Origin of the sequence: Psychrobacillus sp. FSL H8-0483 (genome assembly GCF_038637725.1) — a bacterium.
In the GTDB taxonomy this organism is placed as follows: domain Bacteria; phylum Bacillota; class Bacilli; order Bacillales_A; family Planococcaceae; genus Psychrobacillus.
The window spans coordinates 239,425-261,376 of sequence record NZ_CP152052.1 but is presented as its reverse complement, the minus strand read 5'-3'; the positions used below and the strand labels follow the sequence as shown (position 1 = coordinate 261,376).

Here is a 21,952-nt window from a genome sequence, read left to right as displayed (position 1 = left end):
ACCATTCAGGTTATTTTTAAGGGCTAATAAATAACACTGTTGTTATTGTGTAGAATCCGCATGTTTACTGCGGGGTCTCGTCTGGCTCGCTTTCCCGCAGGAGTCTCGCGCGGATTCTACAATAATATAAACGCTAAGAACAACAGTAAAAGATACCAGCAATATCTTCAAAAATAAGGGACTAACTACAAAAAAACAAGTTAGCCCCTCCATTCTTTCTTTCACATTCATTCTTTTAGTAATTAACCTTCTCTTTAAACGCTTCATAGCTATCGGAAACTTTGTATGCCACATCTGTTTGTAGCGCTTCGAAATGCTTTTCACCGCATTTGATTTTTGCGCTTTCTCGGTTTCGGAGTCCATCTAAGTCCGTTGTACCTTTTGTTTCGATGACGAAGAAGAGTTTTTCTACTCCATCTTTATCTAATAAGATTGCCCAGTCGGGATTGTAGTTGCCGAGTGGTGTTCCAATGACAAAGGAAGACGGTAGTTTCACGAATAGCTTTACGTCTTCATCATTATCAAGGTCTTCCGCAAATGCCTTTTCAACGTCCGAGTCGTATTGAATATAGTTATAGACCGATTTTTCACCCGATACTTCTAATGTATTCTTTTTCAAGTATCCAATCAGTTCTTGCTCTTCAAATAAGGATTGGGAAAAATATTCCTGTTCACCGATTTTTTCATATTTAATCCCATCAATAATCATACTTTGTTTTTCCTTATGGATAATTTTTACTACCGCTTCCATAAATGCTTGTGGATTCTTTTTAAAGTCATCTAGTCTTCCCGACTGAATTAAAATATCTATTAATGTTTTTCTTTTCAGCGTTGTATGATCTTGTAAATAACGTAGTATATCTGGAAGTTTCCGTTTCTCTTCTTTTAGTTCCGTAACTCGGAAGCCCTTCCCTTCTCCCGTTATCCCCTTGCGTTCAGTACGAATATCTGCTTTTTCCGTTCGAATTTTGCGCGCTGAAATCTCTTCTAATTTTTTTACTTTTTCTACACATTTCTCTATTAATTTTTCGGAATCCAATGATACAGAATATGTCGTTTTATATTTGATACGGTCCCATAGTTCATTGAATTCATCGGTCAAGAAAACTTGTTTGTTCAGTTGGATATCTACACGATCGTCCTTTTTGAAAACAGGAAGCTTTTTGATCGATTTCTTTAATACTTCTGTTATGCCATAGTGAATATCCGTGAACTTTTCTGGTACTCGGAATTCCTCTTCTGACAATTCCTTCTTTAACTTTTCTTTCACTTCTCCATTTTTAGAAACATAGTTTTCTTTTACCAGATAGGCAAACACTTCTGCCGAACGCTCATAGCCAATCTCTATTTCTTTACCTGTTTCTTTATCCTCAATTGTAAGCGTGGCAAAGGTTTGTTCTTCAATGAATCCAAACTTAACGCCAGTTTCCTCTTCCATTTCTTTTTGAAGACTTTCTGCAAAGTCATGGTAAGATTCGTTTGCGATGACAGTCAATATGTTCAAATTTTGATCGTATTGTCTGATCCCATCTTTATTTACAGGTAATCGAAGACCACGCCCAATTTTTTGTCGTTTCGTTAGAGGATCTTTTGACTCTACCAGCGTACATATTTGAAAGACATTCGGATTGTCCCAACCCTCTTTTAAAGCTGAGTGGGAAAAGATAAATCGTAAAGGTGTTTCAAAGCTTAGTAACTTTTCTTTTTCTTTCATGATTAGTTCAAAAGTGGATTCATCCTCTTTATTACTGCGAAGTTCCCCTGTTTTGCTCATAGCACTATTTTTGTATTTACCTTTTCCATCTTTCGAAAAATAACCATCATGTACTTCAGAAGCTTTTTGGTTTGCTAAATACTGATTTTCCTCTAATAGCGTATGGTATTTTGGAAGTTTCATAAGATTGTTATATTCCTCTTCAAACATGGTTGCATAAATTCCCTTTTTCCAGGAAGAACCTTCAGGATATATGCGATAATTTTCCACTCGATCAATAAAGAATAAGCTCAGAACTTTAATTCCTTTATGAACAAGTGATAATTCCTTATCTAAATGTGCACGAACGGCTTCTCTAATTTGTAATCTTTTTAGTTGTTGATCATCCAAACCACCGATGACACCACCTATTTTTAGGAACTTTCCATTCGCGAATTCAATGGATTCATTTCCTGGTTCTGCATTTATACCTTCTAGAACATACCCTTTATACAAGTCGCGTTCGCCTGAGATTGTAAATAAGTTACTCTTCGTACTTGGATTTATTTCTTTTACAACACGTTTTACTGTGCCATCTTTTTTCTGTTCATCTATTTCTACCTTGGCTTTATATCCACCACTGTTTGATACACTCACAAGTTTTATATAAGCATCGTTATGATCATCTCCAGAAGTAACCGAAAGTACTTCAATCTTTTTCACTAACTTCTGATCATAGGCATCGACTGCATCTAATTTATAGATAAGATTATACGTTTCTTTATGTGTTGCGGAAAAACGAAGCTTACACATTGGATTTAAGGAAGCAATTGCTTTTTTAGCAGTAGCCGTATTATCTACGCTTTGAGGTTCATCAATAATGACAATTGGATTCGTTTCTTGAATGAACTGAATAGGGCGCATGCCATTCATCGTGTCTCGTTCTCGGTGAATAAGATTTGCTTTATTGTCTTTCTCCGGATCATCAAAACTTTTACGGAACGCATCTATATTAATAATCATTACTTCAATATTCGTACTGGTAGCAAAGTCTCTCACCTGCTCTAAATTCGACGAATCGTATTTAAAGAAATGACAGTTTTGACCTGGATACTCTTCTTTAAAATGAGTTTCCGTCATTTCAAGAGATTTATAAACTCCCTCACGAATAGCAACACTCGGAACAACTATGATAAATTTGGTAAAGCCGTATAGCTTGTTTAGTTCAAAGATAGAACGTGTATAGACATACGTTTTCCCTGTTCCTGTTTCCATTTCAATCGTGAAATTCCAATCTTGAATATGGTGATCTTTTTTCAAATGGTTTCGAACTTGTACTTCTTGTAAATTTTCCATTACATCTAACGCGGATAGCTCTAGTTTATTTCCTACACCTAAAGCGGTAACCTCTGAACCCACAATATCGCCCATACTAACAGTAAAATTGGATACATTACTTGATTGACCTTTAAAAAGATCCGTAATCGATTGAATTGCATCAAACTGATACTGTTGTTTATCAAATTTAATCTTCATTTGATGCACCTCCTTAAATTACTCGAATGTCATCGACACCACTTCTTTTCAATAGTTGTTCTGCATTAATTTTCGCCTCATCAGACGCAAATCCATCATCTAAAAACACCATACGTTTACACTCTGGGTAATGTAAGACTAGTTCTTCTATATTTTTAGTTGTTAGATTTTTATCCAAACAAATCACTAAATAACCAAACCCTACTGAGAATGAAGTAATATCTCCCACTTTTTCTTCTTCCATTGGCACAGTTAAAGGAATGCCGTACTTCAATAAAATCTCATAAAGTACATCTTCCTGCGTACGCCCTTCTTTTACTGCTCCTTCAAAGAATAAGAGATTATTTTCAATATCCTCTGCATCCTCATCCCACGTTTTTAAATTTGTCTCATCTAACTTGAAAACTTTAAATCCAAAATCCAGATTGTCTAATCCGTCTTTATCTTTATTTTCTTCTTTTACTTTTAAACCAGCACGTCGAATACGTTCTTTACCGATTTCACAAATGTTCTTATAACCCGCTTTGTAAGCATCTGACTTTTCATCCGTTGTTTCTGGAATCTGCACCATAATAAATTTCCTGCTACCTCCGTCTGCAGCATTTAAATCCATGACCGCATGGGCTGTTGTTGCTGATCCCGAAAAGAAATCTAGATAAATTTCATCGTTTTCAAAAATGCTTAGTAATCGCTTAATGAAGCTTAATTGTTTTGGATTATCAAATGGTGTATTGAACTCTTTTAACAAAGAATAGTCCGGTCTTTGGTCATCTGACATAATGGATTTTGGTCTTTGCTCTAGATTATCTGTTAAATATCTTTTAAGTCTAGGAAGGCTTCCATCTATATGAAAATGAATTCTATCTTCCCCTATTAATTGTTGCAGTTTCTCTGCACTATATCTAAATCCTCCTGGAGGAATCGGGTCTTCCTTTAAAGTAAGAGGATTCATGATAGTTACAATGTTCCCGTTCTTTACCCCACCTAGATTATCTTTTTGGTACACTCCTTTATCGTCCATATACCAGTAGTTCACAAAATCCGTAAATCGAGGATATTTCGTAATTTGTTTTAATTCTTCCGTAATTTCATCATGGCTTAAATTCATATTTCGAAGCTCTTCAATTTTTCTTAAATAATCATTCACATTATTTTTGGCTACTGCCCATTTATTTTCGGCATATTTTACATTTAAGCTACCAATATTTTTAGCATAGACCAAACAATAATCATGACTTACAGAGAAAAAGATGGCTTGGTTTTTTGCACTATTTGTATTTCTCGTGACAGAGGCAATAAAATTTGCTTCCCCGAATATTTCATCCATTATTTTTTTTAGGTTACTTTGCTCCGAGTCATCAATACTGACAAAAATAACTCCATCATCTTTCAATAAACTCTTTGCTAACTTCAATCTTGGATAAATCATATTTAGCCAATCCGTATGATACCTTCCATTTGTCTCCGCATTGGATTTATAGCTTTCCTCCATCATTTCTGTATAGTTTTTAATATTGTTATGGAAGTTATCTTTATAGACAAAATCTTTTCCAGTGTTATATGGCGGATCAATGTAGATCATTTTCACTTTATCTCTATACGAGTTTTGAAGGAGTCTCAGGACTTCTAAGTTATCTCCTTCTATATATAAGTTTTGCGTCGTATCCCATTCCACGCTCTCTTCCTGGCAAGGACGTAGGGTTCCTGTTGATTGTTTTTGTGCCATTTGAATCGCTTCTGTTTTTCCGTTCCATGTAAATTCATATCTTTCTTTTTCTGATTGTACACGGTCTCCTAAAGCGAGCTTTAGTTTTTCAAAATCTATCTTTTGTTCTGTAAAAACTTCTGGGAATAGCTCTTGAAGTTTTTCCACATTGTCTTTCACGACATCTAACGTTTTTCCTTCTAATTTTTCCATTTAAATCATACCTTTCAGTGTTTCAATTTCTTTCGTTCTCTTTTTTTCTTCTCGTTTTATCTTCATATGCCATTCCATCTTTTCATTAAACTCTATTGCTTTCTTCTGTTGTTTTTTTAATAATTCTATCGAATGATCCACCTGTTCTATTAGATCTAAATGATTTAGTAGTTCATCTAAACTGGATACCTCTTTCGGATAGTTATCCATATATTGCACACACTTAGTTAGTCGAATATGAGAATGATAAGAATCATACAGTTGGAACAAATCGATGAATGACAGTTGACGATAGGTAATGGAACGGATGAACTTTTCAAATTCTTTTTCTATATGGAACCAATCAGTAGATTTAATTTGTTCATCCACTACTTTACTTATATCTTGTAAGTTTAAGCGCTTATGACATGTGCTGATCATTAACTTATTGTCTGGAGATTCGAAAACAAGTAATACTGGATTTGGAAAAATAGCATGGAACATCTTTTTAAGATGCTCCAATTTTGTTGTTGAACGTAACTGCACATACAAACATAAAATTTCTTCGTATCGGTATTGTTCTGATTTAAAAACCGGAATGTTCGTGCTTGGCTCATTTAGAGAAGCTAGAATATAAACTCGCTCAATTTCGTTCGTCAAGTACTCTTTTTCCTTTGGCGATAAATCTGCTGATTGCGCAATAATGTTTTTAGCTAATATTCGATTGACAATGCTTTTCTTTGGAAAATCTAAACATTCCATTAGTTCATCTTTCATTAAAAGCACCTACTTTATGATTAAGAATGAAATAACCTCAAAATCGTCTGTGGAAGAAGCGACGTTTTGAAGTACTGCTGTTTGACCTAACGAAAATAATGAGGCCATTCCTGTTTCCTCTACGATACCAAGTACAAATTCAGTCGATTTTTTTAATAGATATGTGTAATTCCCCATATCTTCTTGATTGCTTGTTTCTTCATTAAATGACTGGATTAAATCTGGATACACATTCGTTTCCCCTTGGCATGCTTTTCTAAAAAGATCGAGGATTTGTTTTGTTTTACTATGACTAAGTTTGACGTCACCGTCTTTATCCATATAAACCAAAAAGAAAGGATACAGAGCACTTTTTTCATTAATATGATTGTTTTGTTCCGTATGGCGGAGACAGAAAATAACTCCCTCTTCCCGATATCCCTCTGGTAGCTTTGCTTTGTCAGCTATTGTAAATAACCCACGTTGGGCATTCGAAACTTCCTCTTTATTCCCCTCCATATAACTTATCAAGTCCATTTTAAAGTCATTCAACGTTAAATCTGTAATAGAGATGCTTCCTGAAATATCTTCTAGATCAAGTACTGTTTCTTGTAGTTGCTTCAACTGATTGGAACGGTATTCCAAATCGTTCATTTTGCCATTAGAATCATCGATGACATTTTCTTCACCTGTCGCTGAAATATCTAGTAGAACCATACGTCCACTTACACGATTTTCTAAATCAATATACTCTTCTAGCTCCATATTAGGCCAAAAATTAACTAGTTGAATGACGTCATTTACTGAACCTAATCGATCTACTCGTCCAAATCGTTGAATGATGCGTACTGGGTTCCAATGGATATCATAATTTACGAGAAAATCACAATCTTGTAAGTTCTGTCCTTCGGAAATACAATCCGTTGCTATTAATAAATCTATTTCAGCAGCTTCACTATAACTTGTTTTACTTCGCTCTTTCGATTTCGGAGAAAAATTAGTCAGGATAGAATTCAGGTCACGTGAAATTGTGGAATGGGTAGTTTTGTTCCCTCCAGAACCAATAACTAGTGCCGTTTCAAGTCCATATTTTTCTTTCATCCAAAGGGAAAGATGTTCGTATAGATAAGTTGCAGTATCGGCAAATGCGGTGAATACTAACACTTTTTTATTGGCATCATTTAAGGGGTTGTCTATTTTATCTGAAATTGTCTGCTTCAATAGATTCAATTTAGCATCGCGATTTGCATTGATTTTCGCTGCTTCCTTAAGAAGACTCTCTAGCTTTGATTGATCATCTTTTAGATCTCCAAGCCATTTTACTTGATCGACGTCTTGTAATAATACTTTTACTTTAGACCCTATTAGTTGACTGTCGAATTCTTCATCATCAAAATTGATATCCTGAATAGATACATCTGTCCTCGCATTACCTTTACTTGATTCTAATTTCACGATTAAATCATCTATTCTTCTTAGTAATGTAGATACAGTAAAGCCAAACGAACTTATAGAGCTTTCCATCCGCTTTAACATATTAACGCGCATTAAATGAATAAGGCTCGACTCACGGTCTTTTTGTTTAAACACAGAACCGCCTTTTAAACGCAAGTCATACTTCTTGCTGTATTCTAATTCTTTTTCTGGAAGTATATATTTCAATGGTGCATAGGCACTTAAAGTTAAGCGATTGATCACTTTATTAATCTCACTTATTTTTGGAAAGGAACCTTCTTCGTCTATATCTGCTTTGATATTGATAGGCTTTAAGCGCTCTGGAAACTTTCCAATTTCGCTCATATTGTAATACTTTTCAATATGTTTTCTAGATCTAGCAATCGTAAGTGTATCTAATAACCGAAAATAGTCAAAGTTTAGTAGCTCGAGAAGATTTTCAGAAGTTCTTTCATTTTCACTTAATTTGAGCCATTTATTAAAAACCATTTGTGCATTCCGAAGCGTTGATTCGACACTATCGATACCTGCTGCGGACAATGCGTTATCTTTTCCTTCGGTTATAAAGGCAACTTGGTTTTTCAAATCGTTCATTTTGTTATTTACTGGAGTTGCTGAAAGCATGAGCACTTTCGTTTTTACACCAGCCTGTATGATGTCTTTCATCATTCTCGAATAACGTGTATCTCTATCTTTACGAGCTTGGTTATTTCTAAAATTGTGTGATTCATCTATTACAACTAAGTCATAGTTTGACCAATTAATGGTGGATAAATTAATGTCACCTGATAACCCTTCATATCTACTCAAATCTGTATGATTCAGCACATCATAGTTAAATCTATCAGAACTTAAACTATTTCTAGTATCATTTTGCGTATAGACTAGCCAGTTTTCACGAAGTTTTTTAGGGCAAAGCACCAGTACACGATCGTTTCTAAGTTCGTAATATTTAATAACAGCTAGGGCTTCAAATGTTTTACCGAGTCCTACACTATCCGCAATAATACACCCGTTATACTTTTCTAACTTATCAATTGCACCTAACACTCCATCTTTTTGAAACTTGTAAAGCTTATTCCAAATAGACGTGTCTTTGAATCCTGTTTTTTCTTTAATAATTTCTTCCTCTGAAAAGTCTTCTATGTATTCTTGAAAAATGTTATAAAGAGTAACAAAGTATAGGAATTCAGGGGTTTGTTCTCGATATAGTAGTTCGAGTCTTTTTAATAGCTCTTCTTTAATCGGCTCGATTTTATTTTTATCATTCCAAATTTCATTGAACCAAGTAATGTAGTCTTTTGTTTCCGTTATGTATGTATTCATAAACAGGGTAGGAGAGGATACATACCCTAGTCCCTCTGCAGTAAATGGGGAAGAACCTTGAATGCTTGCTCCTTCCCCTTTAGATTCTTGTGAGATAATCAGATTTAATCCTGAATTTAGTTCAGTTGTGGATCTTATTTCCACTTTTTGTTTCAACCATTCTGCACACTCTTTAGCTATCTTTGCCTGATTCAAATTATTTCGAAGGTAATATTCTTGTGGAGTACCTGCTAATGCAGCTTCTTTTTCCAGTCTGACTTTTTTTGTATCATTTTCACTGTAGGGCTTGTTCGTGAAAGCTGGTTCTGATAGAAGAAGTCTAACGGAATCCACACTGTTCAGTTCTTTTTTCAAATGTTCAAAAGCATAAATACTGAATAGAGATGACATGATCGATACTTTTGATCCCCTTTTTAAATGTGGAATCAAAGCTTCGCCTACACTTCCATTTCTTTTATTATCAAGCATTGCAACTACCATTCTTTTCACTCCTCACTACTTATTGTCGTTTTAGGCAAGAAGTAATCTATACAAATATTTTATCATATCGCTATAGTTTTCCATCTAACAATAAAAGTCAGTTTGGTCTCATTCGTAGACGCTATTTATTTCAAAAAAAAAGCCCGCAATCGCGGACATGTTCTATATTGCCTTCACTAAATTGGTTAAACTAAGTAATGTGATTTCACTTTCTCTCTTACACCTGCATCTATCCCAAATTCCTCCAGTAAATATGCATCTACACTCCCGTACACCGATAAAATACTATTATATGCGCTTTGAATATAGATTTCTCTACAGCTTGCAAGTATTGCCACTGTTTCATCGTCTTGAATTATTACCTTCATTTTTTCTAACCATTTTGGTGTACTTTCTTGTAAAAATTCATTCGTTTTTAAGTAATCTTCGATAATGGTCTCGATTGGAATATCTAAAATCATCAAAATAATTGCTGCTCCTACTCCAGTGCGGTCTTTACCTGCTGTACAGTGATGTAATAATGGTCCCTTCCCCTCAACAAAAATCTCTACTAGCTTTTTATAGGAAGCATTATTTATCGGTAATTCAACGTAAAATAAAGTAAATGAGTGTTCATCTATATTAGAAAATGCTTCATTTTTTAATATTTCTTTCATGGCAGCAGTTTGGGTCTCATTTTGTTTTTGTGCAGGAATACGAATATTGTTTACTCCACCAATAAGAGGGGTTACATTGGTTTGTGCCTCCACTTCATCACGATAATCAAAAATAGTATGCAAACTTAATTGTTGAAGCTTTTCCAGATCAACTTCTTTCATATTTCCTAATTCACCAGAGCGAAATAGTACCCCTTCTTTTACTGTACGGCCATCTTTAGACTTGTAGCCACCCATATCTCGAAAATTGTGAATGGCTTCAAACTGTATTGCATTTAATAGTTTATTCATAAGATCCTCCTTATATCGTTGTATGTTTTATAAGCATTTACCCTTCTTTACCTTCTTACAAATCGGTGGTAAAGGCTCTGTTAAACTATCCGTTGGGCGCTCGATTGCCCTGGAGTCTGTCGTCTTTGCTCTCGCATCGGATCATTTATTCCATTTCATAGGAAAAAGGATTTCCCATCTAAACCGGAAAATCCTTTTTCGTTTATTTGGCTGAGGCTGGGAAGTAACGACTTTTCAATTTAGTAGAAGTTAACTCTAAAATAATCGCTAAAAGTAAAATCATATAGGTGATTAACCCGACTTCGCGCATATCAAAGTAGAAGCCAGATGCCATGAACAATTCAAAGCCAATACCACCCGCTCCTGCTGCTGCTCCCATTGCTACAGCTACAGAGAAGTTAATTTCAAATCGTAAAAACGTCCAGGATAACAGATACGTGAAGGTGGACGGCAAGACAGCATGTGTCACAATATGCCACCAATTGGCTCCTGTTGCACGTAGCGCTTCCATTATTCCTTTATCCACTTCTTCAAACGCTTCTGAAAAAGCTTTTACTAAATATGCAATAGAGTGGAAAAGCATACCTAGAACGGCAGCTTCACTTCCTAGCCCTGCTGCAATTGCAAAAATTAATACCCATAATACGGTTGGAACTGCTCGGATAAAAGCAACCACGATTCGAATCGTTTGAGATACCCACTTGTTGGATAGATTAGTTGCCGCCATTAACGCTAGGAAAAGCGCAATGACCGCTCCTAAAATCGTCGAAAGGAATGCTAATCCAAGCGTAATCCCTACTTGATAAATAGCTTCTCCCCATGTGAAATGAGTTAATGCTGGTTCTAAGAACATCGTTTTCAAGTTATAAATGGTTTCAGGGATAGCTGTCGCTAAATCCAAGCCCGTATAGTTAAAAAACAGAAACGCTAAAATGGTTAGAGCAGTAAGTAGTAGAATGGTCCATTTCATCACGCGTTCCACTTTGTTACCTGATTTAAGAGAGATACGGCCATCTGATTTTCTTTTGATATATGTCGATGTAGTGGTAGTTGTTGCTTCCATTATAGAATCACCTTCCGTATATGGTTTGAAATTAACTCAATAGCAATGACGGAAATGACGATACTAAGTGTTACTAGTGCTACTGCATTATAGTTAAGGGTTTTGTAATAGAGGTCGAATGAGTACCCAATTCCAGTACCAGTTAAAATACCAACGAGTGTAGCACTTCTGATGTTCGTCTCGATCATAAACAAAATCCAGCTAATCATCTGTGGCAAACATTGGGGAATAACTGCTTTATAGACAATTTGAAAGTATGTGGCTCCAGTTGCTTGCAATGCTTCCACTGCACTGTGACTCGCTTCATCAATGGATTCGATAAATGCTCTCGTTAAGAATCCAACTGATCCAACAAATAACGCCAAGTAACCTGTTACCGAGTTTTGACCAAATGAAAGCAACAATATTAATGCCCAAGCAACGACTGGAATATTTCGTGCAACAGATGCTACGAAGCGTGCAAAAATGCCTAACACTCTGCTCGTTCCTGTTGTTTTAGATCCCATTAATCCTAAAAAGAGAGAAACAACAGTCCCAGTTGTCGTCGCTGCAATGGACATAAGGATAGTCTCGGCTAATTTTTCTAATATCTTCGGCAGTCTTTCTAGGGTTTCTTGGGTAACAATCATATTGGAGAATATCCAAGTAACGGCATTCGGTAACGTTGCAATTCCATGAATGATATTAAAGTTCGTTATGTCAGATGATAAATACGTCAAGACGATAATAATGGTGGCAAATAGTATCGTCTGCCATTTCCGCTGGTTTCTCATTACTTTTTCATTCACTTTGGTTGCTCCTTACACAGTTACTAACTGTCTTTTCTCTACAGTTTTTGTTCCATAAATTAAGTCTGTACTGTCTGTATTCAGTCTATAGCTTGGTCCATCAAATACGATGCTCCCTTTACTTAAACCAATAATGCGATCAGAATATTCACGTGCAACTTCCACTTGATGCAAATTCACGATGCAAGTAATATTAAGTTCCATCGTAATCATTTTTAAATAATCCATAATCACTTTGGATGCATTGGGATCAAGAGAAGCGATCGGTTCATCACAAAGAACGATTTTTGGCTCTTGAATAAGTGAGCGAGCAATACCTACACGTTGTTGTTGACCTCCACTTAGCTGATCGCATCGTTTATAAGCATGTTCTTCTATTCCTAATTTTTTAAGAAGGAAAAAGGCATGCTCCTTCTCTGCTTCTGAAAACCTTCCCAGAATACCTTGAAGCGTTGTTTTATATCCAAATCGACCATGTAGCACATTTTCTATCACCGATAAACGCGGCACGAGATTATAATGTTGAAAGATCATGCCAATGTTCGTACGCATTTTGCGTAGTTCTTTCTTGTTCAAAGTCCCTACGTCTAGACCATCAAAAATGACTTTTCCTTCATCGATTTCAACCATTCGATTAATACAGCGTAAAAGTGTTGATTTCCCTGCCCCTGATGACCCAATGATGGAAACAAATTCTCCTGCTCCTACCTCAAAACTAACGTCCTTTAAAACTTTCGTTTCTGCGTTATATGATTTCCCTAACTTCTCCACTTTAACTAAGGACATATGATTCGACTCCCTTTAAGCTAATTTATAAAATTAGAGCATGCACGTAATCGCATGCATACTCTAATTCCTTACTAATGCCATTCATTTTTTTATTTAGAAAGCTCACGAATTGGGTTAAACCATGCGTCTTCCACTTCTGCGAATCTTTCACTTTCCGTTTTGAAGAATAATCCTGGTTGTCCTGAATCTTTAGGAACAAAGATTTTTTCATTGTTTGCCACTTCATCTGAAGTGAATAGTTCTAGCAATGTATCATAATCCTCTTGACCTAAAGCTTCTAAATTTGCTGCGAATGGTGCGTTTAATACCGGAGTTACAGACATCAAAACAAATTCTTTACCTGGTACTGTGTTAAAAGGCTCTGCTGCGTCATCTTTTACTTTATAAACGGATCCAGCTTTGTTTTTTTCACCTTCCACCACATCTACGTAGTTTTCTACGCAAGTATCACAGAAAGCCGCTACCTCTGAATTGTTACTTAATAGATTTACTGCAGAACCTTGGTGTGAGTTACCGAATAATACTTGAGAGAAAAGAGGTCCGCCTTCCATCAAATCTTCTGGTACTAAATTTTCAAAGCCTGACTTCTCTGCATAATGAGCGATAATTGATGATGATGGAACCACAAATCCTGATGTTGAACTATTTGAAACAAATGACATACTTTTTTGTTCTAGTGTATCTAAAGAAAATTCTCCGTCTACTTTGAAATCATCTTGTGCATCTACATTTACAGCTAACCAGCTATGGTATAATGCATCATCTAACGTACCTGATTTACCAGTAGGTACAACTAATGGTTGAATAGCATCGTTTCCATTCTTAGCTTCGATATAACCTTGCGCTCCCATGAAAGCAAGATCTGCGTTGTTGTTTATTAATGTTTCAATAGCAATTGCGTAATCAGTAGTTAACTGATGTTCCACTTTTTTACCAGTAGCTTCTTCAATTACTCGACCAATTTCATCACGTGAAGATTTCATATCTGTACCAGATTCATTTGGGTACCAAGCGATTGTGATCACGTCGTCCACTTTCGACTCCTTCGCTCCAGCAGTTCCTTCTGAGCATGCAGATAACAATAGAGCAACTACTAAAAACAGGCTGATGATAGACCAATTTTTCTTCATTAATAATTCTCCTTTTCGCTAAATAAAATGGCAGTGCAAGATTCTTACCTAGTCGTACTTTTACATTTAAACATAAATTATTTTCCAATTGTGTAAATTTACAGTATCTTTAAATACTATTAACCTTCTTTACAACTCGTTGAATGAAGGGCTCACAATAGCCCCAATTTCAATAGTTGCTCCATACAAACCATGGAAATCTGTACCACCCGTCATGACCAATCCATATTTTCCAGCTATAACTTCCACCTTTTGATAGTCTTCATCTGTATGATCTAGATGATTCCGTTCTATTCCCCCTAAGCCAACCTCTACAAGCTCTGGAATAATGTCATAGGAATCTAACTGACCAGGATGCGCCACGACAGCTAGTCCTCCGTCTGCAACAATTGCTTGCACAGCTTCAAAAGCGTCTATATACTCGATATCCCCAGCAGCAACACCGTCTCCTTTAAATAACCTTTTATAAAGTTGATTATATTCAGAAGATGAATAGTCCGCATCGGTGAGATGGTGCATAATATGTTGTTTGTAAATGGTCTCGGAAGGCTTAGCGGTTTCCTTTATTGCCTCTATGTCCAGTTCATATCCAGCAGTTGTAATTTGTTCTATCTGCCAAATAGAATGAGCCTGACGTCGGTCCAGTAGCGGTTCGCAAATCTTCTGTATGTGGGTAGCATCCGGATGATAGTTATATCCCAGCACATGTACTTTACGGTTTCGATTAAAGTCGTAAGCTGAAATTTCAATACCAGGTATCACCTTTATGCCGTATTTTTCACCAAGTTTGATTATTTCAGGTAGGCCTTTAACCGTGTCATGATCGACAAAACTAATATGCGTTACCCCTTGCTTACTTGCCGTTTTCATTACCGATTCTACAAGATCTGAACCGTCCGAGTATCGACTGTGAACATGTAAATCAGCTTTCATTGCCAACAACTTCTTTCGCAACAGTCAGTTGCCTTGTTTGCATATCGAAAACCTTATCACAAAGACCTTCCATAAATTCGATATCATGAAAAATACCTACTAAGGTTGTTCCTTTGTTTTTCAACTTCTCGATGATTTCACGAACCTTTAGTTTTGATTGCTGATCTAGACTAGCAGTTGGTTCATCCAACAATAATAACCTTGGGTTTTTAACCGTTGCCATAGCAATGTTCAAGCGCAGTTTTTCACCGCCAGAAAAAGTATTTGGATAGCTGTCCCATAGTTTTGGATCTAATTCAAAATGAGTTAATGCTTTTTCCGCTTCTACAAGAGCAACTTCCTTTGATTCGCCCATTTCCAGTAAGGCATTTATAACGAGCTGTTTGCAGGTGGTTCTCGGCATGACATTTAAAAATTGGGACACGTAGCCAATTTCATACTTTCGTAAATACAACATCTGTCTTTCGGGAATGGTCGACAAATCGATGTCCCCAAAACGACTTGAGTTATATAAGATCCCGCCTGTATCGGGTAAATAGGAGCGGTAAATACTTTTCAATATAGTAGATTTCCCACTGCCACTCTTCCCTACAATTCCTATAAATTCTCCAGCTTCCAAGGAGAAATTAATATGTTCAATCGCAGGCATCGTTTTCCCTAAATGATGAATGGTGAATCGCTTGCCAAATTCCTTTATTTCTAGCATCGGCATATTGTTTCCTCCTCGCTTTACTATTTAATCCGGTAATTGGTTGTCGTTATTAAAACACCATTCACCATTGTTCCAGTTAGCATTGGATAACCGTCTTCCATTCTTTCAATCACAAGAAGGTCGGCTTTCTTCCCGACTTTTATAGAACCCAACTCATCGTCCATGCGTACAGCTTTTGCAGGATTTAGCGTGACCATCATAAACATTTTGTGTAAATCATTTCCGTGCTTTTCATGCAAATCAAATATGGCATGCAAGAGAGCAGCCGGGTAATAGTCACTGCAAAGAATATCTACACAATCATGCGCAATCGCTTCTGCTGCTGATAAATTGCCAGAGTGCGAACCACCGAGTAGCACATTTGGAGCCCCTGCAATGGTATGCAAACCGATTTCCTTCGCCCGTTTAGCAACCTCTAGTGTGATAGGGAACTCACTAATCGTTGTTCCGAATGATTTTACTAACTCTAATTTTTTTATATCGTCATCGTCATGTGATGCGACCGCAATCCCTCTTGATAAAGCGATATCTGCCACTTCTTTTATTTTTTCTATCGTTAAAAACTCCGTACTTTGTCGTTCCGCAATTAAAACATTCACATCATCATCTGAAATATCACGGTATCCCTTTAAAGTTTCACGGTACACTTCTAGATTGCGATATTGCCCTTGCCCTGGTGTATGATCCATAAAAGATAATAAATGCACTTTGCCATCTTCCATATTTCGAACAAGTGTATCAATCTCATCGACATTATCAATTTCAAAACGTGCATGTAAGCGATGGCGGATTAAGTGCAGCTCGTTATGCGTTGCGTCAATGGCATCCACCATTCGTTGGATATTGTTCGGATTACGCATCGGTTTATGGGTAAAAACGTCTTCACGGTAAAAAGATAGGGAATGGAACATTGTCGTAATCCCATGGCTAATCAATATTTTTTCAGCTTCTCGTAAACTAATATTGAAATCCATCATGCTAGTCGGTCGCGGTGACGCAATCGTCTCAATATAATCAGAATGGATATCGATAAATCCAGGAGAAATATATCCACCTCTTGCATCTATTAGGTGTGCCTTTGAATAAGTTGCAACTTCTTCCTGTGGGATAATCGCTTGAATGATTTCATCTGCCACGACAACCGCAAATCCTTCGATAATTGCTTCTTCCGTTATGATTTTCCCGTTATGAATAATGTACAAAGTGGTCGATCCTCCTATAATAATGAGTAAACTAATTGTTGCGTGTACTCATGTTGTGGGTCTTCTAAAACTTGATCTGTTAATCCCTCTTCGATAATTTTTCCGTTCAGCAAGACAATCGTGCGATCTGCAAGCATGCGGATCACCGCTAGATCATGCGATACAACGATCATACTGATACCTAAATCCCGTTGTATTTTTTTAATTAAATCCAGGACATTTGCTTGTACAGATAAATCGAGACCAGTTGTTACTTCATCCAAAAATAAGATTGGTGGATTATTCGATAAAGCCTTCGCAATTTGAACTCTCTGTTGCATCCCACCAGAGAAATTTCGTGGTTCTTCTTTCATTCGATGCAAAGGAATATGCACGCTTTCCAGTAGCCTTTTGCTCGTTGCTTCCATTTCCGCTACGTTTCGATTACCTGCCGCAATTAGTTTTTCCGCAATATTACCGACAGAAGAGAAGTTCATTTTCAAACCATGCATTGGATTTTGATACACCATGCCATAAATATGGTTTCGAATGGAACGTTTTTGCTGGGAAGACAGTTCAAAAACGTTTTGCCCTGCTAATATCGCGTCGTTGATATATACATCTCCTGAAGATACCTCTGCATCAAAATACAAACATTGCATCATCGTAGATTTTCCGCTTCCACTTTCCCCAACAATCCCTAAAATTTCTCCGGGATACAAATCGAATGAAATATCTTGGCATGCATAAACCGTGCCGCAATGCTTACAGAAGTTTTTCTCCAGTTTTCTCGTCTCAAGTTCCGAGCATTCTCGACATCCTGTGCCAAATTGCTTTCGTAAGTTTCTGACTTCTAATATTGGTTCCTCATGCATAGCTGGTTTGCACCTCAGCTTCCTCTTTCTTATTCAACTGATCCATACAGTAGCTTGTGTCGTTACATTGATAGATGGTTTTTCCTGTTTGATGATCAATCAATTCATCCAAAAAGATCTCTGTTGAACCACATAAATGACAATGCTCACCTTCAAACGATTCCACCGTAAATGGATAGTCCTCAAAAGCAAGAGATTCGACATTTGTATAAGGTGGTACAGCATATATTTTCTTTTCACGACCTGCCCCAAGTAAGATTAAAGCTTCCGATTGATGCATCTTTGCGTTATCAAATCTAGGGATCGGGCTAGGTGCCATCACATACCGCTGATTCACGTATACCGGGTGATCTGCAGCTGTAGCCGTCTTGCCGTATTTCATAATTTGTTCGAATAACATTAACCACACACCACTATAATCATCTTCGGAATGCATTCTTTTTGTTATATATTCTCTTGCTTCCACTTTTCGAAGTGGCTCTGGTTCCGGAACTTGCAAAACAATAATTTGCTCTTTTGTTAGAGCAACTTCTGGTATACGGTGCCTTGACTGAATAATATCAGCGTCTTCCGTTTGATCCGTTAGCTCTACACCAGTTGTTTCTTGGACCAGTTTTTTTATATTGACCGCATTGACCGACTCGTCTGCTCCTTGGTCAATCACTTTTAGTACATCCGTCTTCCCAATAATCGAAAGAGTGATCTGTAATCCACCTGTACCCCAACCACGTGCAATCGGCATTTCTCTTGAAGCAAATGGCACTTGATATCCGGGAATTGCTACTGCTTTCATAATGGCACGACGAATTTCCTTTTTAGATCCTTCATCGAAAAAAGCAAAATGAGTTTTAGCTTTCAATTTTCTGCACCCCTTTCTTCACTTGGCGCATACTGTCTAATTTAGATTGGAACGTAACATAATGCGGTAATTTCAAATGAGAGATAAAACCGGTCGATTCCACTGAATCTATGTGCAATAAAACAAATTCTTCATCATGAGTTGGGAAATCAGATTCTGTATGCTCGAGACATTGATCTAAAATACTCATAGCAATAGCCTTCGTTTCATTTTGTCCATAACAAATGCCATAACCGATTTCAAACTCCAGTACATATTCGTTGTTTTCATTTTTCACTTTCGTTGGAACAAACGACTCCACTTCGGTCACCGTGATTTCTCCGATATAAAACTCTTCTTCTTTGCTCTGCTCGGTCTCGTTTGGATGTTCTACATAAATCGGAACAGCACCTACACGTACCTCTCCAACAGTCGGATGAACTTGCCCATATCCTCTTAGTGAGGCGTATCCTAGAGATGTAACAGCACCTGTTTGCCCTCGCGTTAGCACTTGCAGCCTCTCACTACGCGTTGTTGGAAATTGTAAACTTTGCTTTGTAATATCGATAGGAGGTGTGTTATTTGCTTCGTGTTTTTCGAAAAGTCCTTCTTCACGCAAATAATCCACTACTTTAGGGAAATACATAAGTTCTTCCAACTTCTCTATATTTTGCAATTCTTCTTGGTAATTCTGTAGCCATTGCATGTTATCTTCTGTGTTTTCTTTTATTAGATCAAAGTCTAGCAATCTGTGGGTGTAATCATATGTTGCACCTAATAATTGACCACCTGGGATATCTTTAAAACTTGCAGAAATTCTTCTTTCGACGAACATCGTTTCCGATTCAACCGTTTGACTGTAATAGGGACGTGGCAAGGTGGAACGATGAGCACGCATAAGGAAAACCGCTTCCTCCATACTTCCTTCTGCTTGCTTAATCGCTAATGCAGCCAAGTAAGGGGAATACAAACTACTTTCAGACATCAATTGATCTACCATTGCACGCATAGTCGACATAACTGTGTTTATTTCTATGATTTCTTTGCCTTTTAGACGTTCAAACTTTAATCGTTTAATAGAAGCTTCAATTGCCTGAGTACCACCTTTTACTGGAACGTAACCCATTAGTTCACCCCCATCATGTTTACGGAAGTCGTCCGAGGAATGCATACGATTTGTGCATTCGAATCCGTGAAAATTAAATCTATTCCCAGTGGATATTCCTTCGTTCGTTCATTTCTCGCTTGCCACATAGATGGCTTAAAGCTCGTGTCCAATTGAGATGTATGTTGGATTCCGGGTCCAGTTAAAGTCAATTCACCTGCATTAGATAACGGAGAACTCTCGATAATCCATGTCGATGATTGCTGCGGATCAATGAGGTTGCCATTTTTACATTGTAGTAACGCAGTTTGAATTGCCGTATCTGTATCTTCACGCAGTACAATGACAAAGTCTGCTTCATTAATCGGTGCATATCTTGCAGATGTATATTCTGAAATTTTTTCTATTAAATTTTGTTGATCTTTTGAAAGAATGTGAAATGTAACTTCTGCATCTAGAAATGCCATCGCAGTTAAGATGGTCGCTTCATTACACGGAAGATTGAAATCCACTCGTTCTGCTAGTTCAGATAAGGTGGAAATCGTTCCAGGTCGTGACATACTGTGCAATATTTTTCTGTAAACTTGCTGCAAATCATGTACTTGATCAATCGCCATACTATCTCTCCTGGTCATTAATTTTGTCTTTTTCGCTTAAACTTCCATTGTTTCAAAGTTCACTATGGTCTTGAAAAGTTCCGATTGCTTTGTGGCACGCTCTTTTACGATTTGTTTTTCCGCCTTTATTAAGGAATCTTCCCAAGTGATGGTTTCAGGTATTTCCGCTTTATATGCTGCATCGATAATCGCTAAATGTTTGGCCAGCTCATCTTTCATGCCAACAACAATACCGATTCCAATGCGGTTATTTATCTCTACTTTTGCTTCTGTAATAAGGACTTCTCCTATATAAAATAGTGAGTTTTTTGCCGTTTCACGCATTTTGATCATTGTTAATCCATATTGCGGTTCCAGAATCTCACGGCATTCATAGGTATCGATAATGGATTCTGCAAACTGTTGTGCCAAGTGGCCATCTCCTTGAATGAGAATCTCGGTTCTTCTTCTTCGTTTCATATGGTTGAATCCTCCTTTGCAAACTCATCGTAACTTGTCGCCAAGTGCTTGTGTTTTAAGGTATCGTAAATGTTTTGTAAATTTTCTTAATAATTAGGTGAAAAATGTTAGCCTGCTAAACAAAAAACAGGTAGAGGACAATCTTGTCCTTTACCTGTTCGTTAGTTAATCCATTGTTATATCATATTTAAATTTATCGCTTCGATAGAGTATTTTCGTATGCTCTAGTACTTTGTTGGAGTGTACATCAATACAATCGCTCTCGACTATAATAAGGGGCACCATACTTTTACAAGATAACAGTTGCTGTTCTTCAGAAGTTGGAAATGTAATGCTTAACATACTTTTTTTACTTGTAAATTCCTTGTAACCGAAATTTCGATAGTAAGCAAACATAGACTCTATCGCTGGACCGTCTTCTGCGATTTCTGGAAACATCTTTTTACTGACGAATGAATAATGAATCGCCATCGGTTCCCCATTAATATAGCGTATTCTCCCTACTTTATAGACCTCTTCCTCTTCGTCTGAGTTTAAACTTCTATAAATATGTTCATTATAGACAATCTTTTCACACACATTATTCTCTGTTTTTAATTCATATCCCGCTTGCTTCATTTTATCTGTAAAGCTAGTTTTACCAGTTAGGTGTAATTGAATTGGAATAGATTTCTCTTTTAAGTAACGTCCTTTGCCTTGCTCCGAAAAAATGTATCCTCGTTCTTCTAATTTTGTCAGTGCATTTCTTACAGTCATTCTAGGTACTCGATACTTTTTTGCAAGTTCGTTTTCAGAAGGAAGTTTTTCCCCATGTTTAATTGCCTTTGAAACGATACGATGCATGATGTCATCAATTATTTGAGTTTCCATATCTACTGAAATAAGAACCCTCTCCCTTTTCCATCGATTTTAAACCATTCTGAATCAATTTCATAATTCCAATTTACATGAAAAAAACACGAAGGAAACTAAAGAAATATATATTTTACGCAGAATAAAGTATATTTGATTTCCGCTATAGGCGGACGCTTTCCGCGGGGTGAGAGAAAGCTAGCAGAAAACTCGAAGTTGCTAAGCAGCAATATTAATACATTAATCGAAAAAAACAATTCCAATATAACCAGTTTGGTCAAGCAAATGGAGGAAATCACACACTCTAACGAGCAATCCCAAACAAAGCTACAACAAGCTAAAAACGGTTTGGTCACTGTAAAATTTGAAGTGGAAAACTATGTGGATATGTTTGGGCGCAACAAAGAGGATTTAGACAAAATCGTCCAGTCCATCGAGGAAATAAGCCAAACAACGGAAGGTTTGTCACGACTGACATACAGCCTGTTACAGAAAGCAGAACAGAATAGATAAGAAATGA

19 protein-coding genes are annotated in these 21,952 nt (G+C 36.9%); 1 reads left to right on the top strand and 18 read right to left on the bottom strand.

The genetic code is table 11. The features are described from left to right. Positions 1-235: 235 nt before the first annotated feature. From MHB48_RS01325 to MHB48_RS01240, 18 genes are all read right to left on the bottom strand, one after another. Positions 236-3,229 (bottom strand): DEAD/DEAH box helicase family protein, encoded by a 2,994-nt coding sequence (locus MHB48_RS01325; RefSeq protein ID WP_342599800.1) that lies wholly within the window; start codon positions 3,227-3,229, stop codon positions 236-238. A gap of 13 nt (positions 3,230-3,242) precedes the next feature. Further along, on the bottom strand, positions 3,243-5,147 hold the full coding sequence (locus MHB48_RS01320) for a site-specific DNA-methyltransferase (RefSeq protein WP_342599799.1): 1,905 nt from the start codon (positions 5,145-5,147) through the stop codon (positions 3,243-3,245). Beyond that, positions 5,148-5,903 (bottom strand): DUF4391 domain-containing protein, encoded by a 756-nt coding sequence (locus MHB48_RS01315; RefSeq protein ID WP_342599798.1) that lies wholly within the window; start codon positions 5,901-5,903, stop codon positions 5,148-5,150. 9 nt (positions 5,904-5,912) lie between these two features. Next, entirely contained in the window at positions 5,913-9,143 is a 3,231-nt protein-coding gene (locus MHB48_RS01310) for a helicase-related protein (RefSeq protein ID WP_342599797.1), read from the bottom strand. A gap of 185 nt (positions 9,144-9,328) precedes the next feature. Next, the gene (locus MHB48_RS01305; protein ID WP_342599796.1) at positions 9,329-10,090 is read right to left on the bottom strand and encodes a tyrosine-protein phosphatase; all 762 of its coding nucleotides are present in this window, start codon (positions 10,088-10,090) and stop codon (positions 9,329-9,331) included. Positions 10,091-10,292: 202 nt separating this feature from the next. Next, complete coding sequence (phnE, locus tag MHB48_RS01300; RefSeq protein WP_342599795.1) at positions 10,293-11,153, bottom strand: phosphonate ABC transporter, permease protein PhnE; 861 nt, start codon at positions 11,151-11,153, stop codon at positions 10,293-10,295. Then, positions 11,153-11,941: a phosphonate ABC transporter, permease protein PhnE gene (gene phnE, locus MHB48_RS01295; protein WP_342599794.1), complete on the bottom strand. Its 789-nt coding sequence runs from the start codon at positions 11,939-11,941 to the stop codon at positions 11,153-11,155. Before phnE (MHB48_RS01295) ends, phnE (MHB48_RS01300) begins: the two co-directional genes overlap by 1 nt. A gap of 12 nt (positions 11,942-11,953) precedes the next feature. Then, on the bottom strand, positions 11,954-12,727 hold the full coding sequence (gene phnC, locus MHB48_RS01290; RefSeq protein ID WP_342599793.1) for a phosphonate ABC transporter ATP-binding protein: 774 nt from the start codon (positions 12,725-12,727) through the stop codon (positions 11,954-11,956). A 92-nt stretch (positions 12,728-12,819) separates the two neighbouring features. Then, complete coding sequence (locus MHB48_RS01285) at positions 12,820-13,860, bottom strand: PhnD/SsuA/transferrin family substrate-binding protein (RefSeq protein ID WP_342599792.1); 1,041 nt, start codon at positions 13,858-13,860, stop codon at positions 12,820-12,822. Positions 13,861-13,989: 129 nt separating this feature from the next. Next, positions 13,990-14,793, bottom strand: a complete 804-nt coding sequence (locus MHB48_RS01280) for a PHP domain-containing protein (RefSeq protein ID WP_342599791.1) — start codon at positions 14,791-14,793, stop codon at positions 13,990-13,992. Then, positions 14,783-15,505, bottom strand: a complete 723-nt coding sequence (locus MHB48_RS01275) for an ATP-binding cassette domain-containing protein (protein ID WP_342599790.1) — start codon at positions 15,503-15,505, stop codon at positions 14,783-14,785. The genes MHB48_RS01280 and MHB48_RS01275 overlap by 11 nt, the downstream gene beginning before the upstream one ends. Positions 15,506-15,525: 20 nt before the next feature. Further along, the gene (gene phnM, locus MHB48_RS01270) at positions 15,526-16,707 is read right to left on the bottom strand and encodes a phosphonate metabolism protein PhnM (RefSeq protein WP_342599789.1); all 1,182 of its coding nucleotides are present in this window, start codon (positions 16,705-16,707) and stop codon (positions 15,526-15,528) included. A 14-nt stretch (positions 16,708-16,721) separates the two neighbouring features. Then, positions 16,722-17,561, bottom strand: a complete 840-nt coding sequence (locus MHB48_RS01265) for an ATP-binding cassette domain-containing protein (protein ID WP_342599788.1) — start codon at positions 17,559-17,561, stop codon at positions 16,722-16,724. Further along, positions 17,554-18,420, bottom strand: coding sequence for an alpha-D-ribose 1-methylphosphonate 5-phosphate C-P-lyase PhnJ (locus tag MHB48_RS01260; RefSeq protein WP_342599787.1), 867 nt, complete (start codon positions 18,418-18,420; stop codon positions 17,554-17,556). Before MHB48_RS01260 ends, MHB48_RS01265 begins: the two co-directional genes overlap by 8 nt. After that, entirely contained in the window at positions 18,410-19,525 is a 1,116-nt protein-coding gene (locus MHB48_RS01255) for a carbon-phosphorus lyase complex subunit PhnI (protein ID WP_342599786.1), read from the bottom strand. The genes MHB48_RS01260 and MHB48_RS01255 overlap by 11 nt, the downstream gene beginning before the upstream one ends. Next, positions 19,525-20,121 (bottom strand): phosphonate C-P lyase system protein PhnH, encoded by a 597-nt coding sequence (gene phnH / locus MHB48_RS01250; RefSeq protein WP_342599785.1) that lies wholly within the window; start codon positions 20,119-20,121, stop codon positions 19,525-19,527. The genes MHB48_RS01255 and phnH overlap by 1 nt, the downstream gene beginning before the upstream one ends. A 36-nt stretch (positions 20,122-20,157) precedes the next feature. Then, positions 20,158-20,580, bottom strand: coding sequence for a phosphonate C-P lyase system protein PhnG (phnG, locus tag MHB48_RS01245; protein ID WP_342599784.1), 423 nt, complete (start codon positions 20,578-20,580; stop codon positions 20,158-20,160). Positions 20,581-20,745: 165 nt separating this feature from the next. Then, the gene (locus MHB48_RS01240) at positions 20,746-21,450 is read right to left on the bottom strand and encodes a GntR family transcriptional regulator (RefSeq protein ID WP_342599783.1); all 705 of its coding nucleotides are present in this window, start codon (positions 21,448-21,450) and stop codon (positions 20,746-20,748) included. 135 nt (positions 21,451-21,585) lie between these two features. Here MHB48_RS01240 and MHB48_RS01235 point away from each other — a divergent pair, with 135 nt between their 5' ends. After that, a complete protein-coding gene (locus tag MHB48_RS01235; protein ID WP_342599782.1) occupies positions 21,586-21,945 on the top strand; it encodes a methyl-accepting chemotaxis protein in 360 nt (119 codons plus the stop codon). Positions 21,946-21,952: the final 7 nt, after the last annotated feature.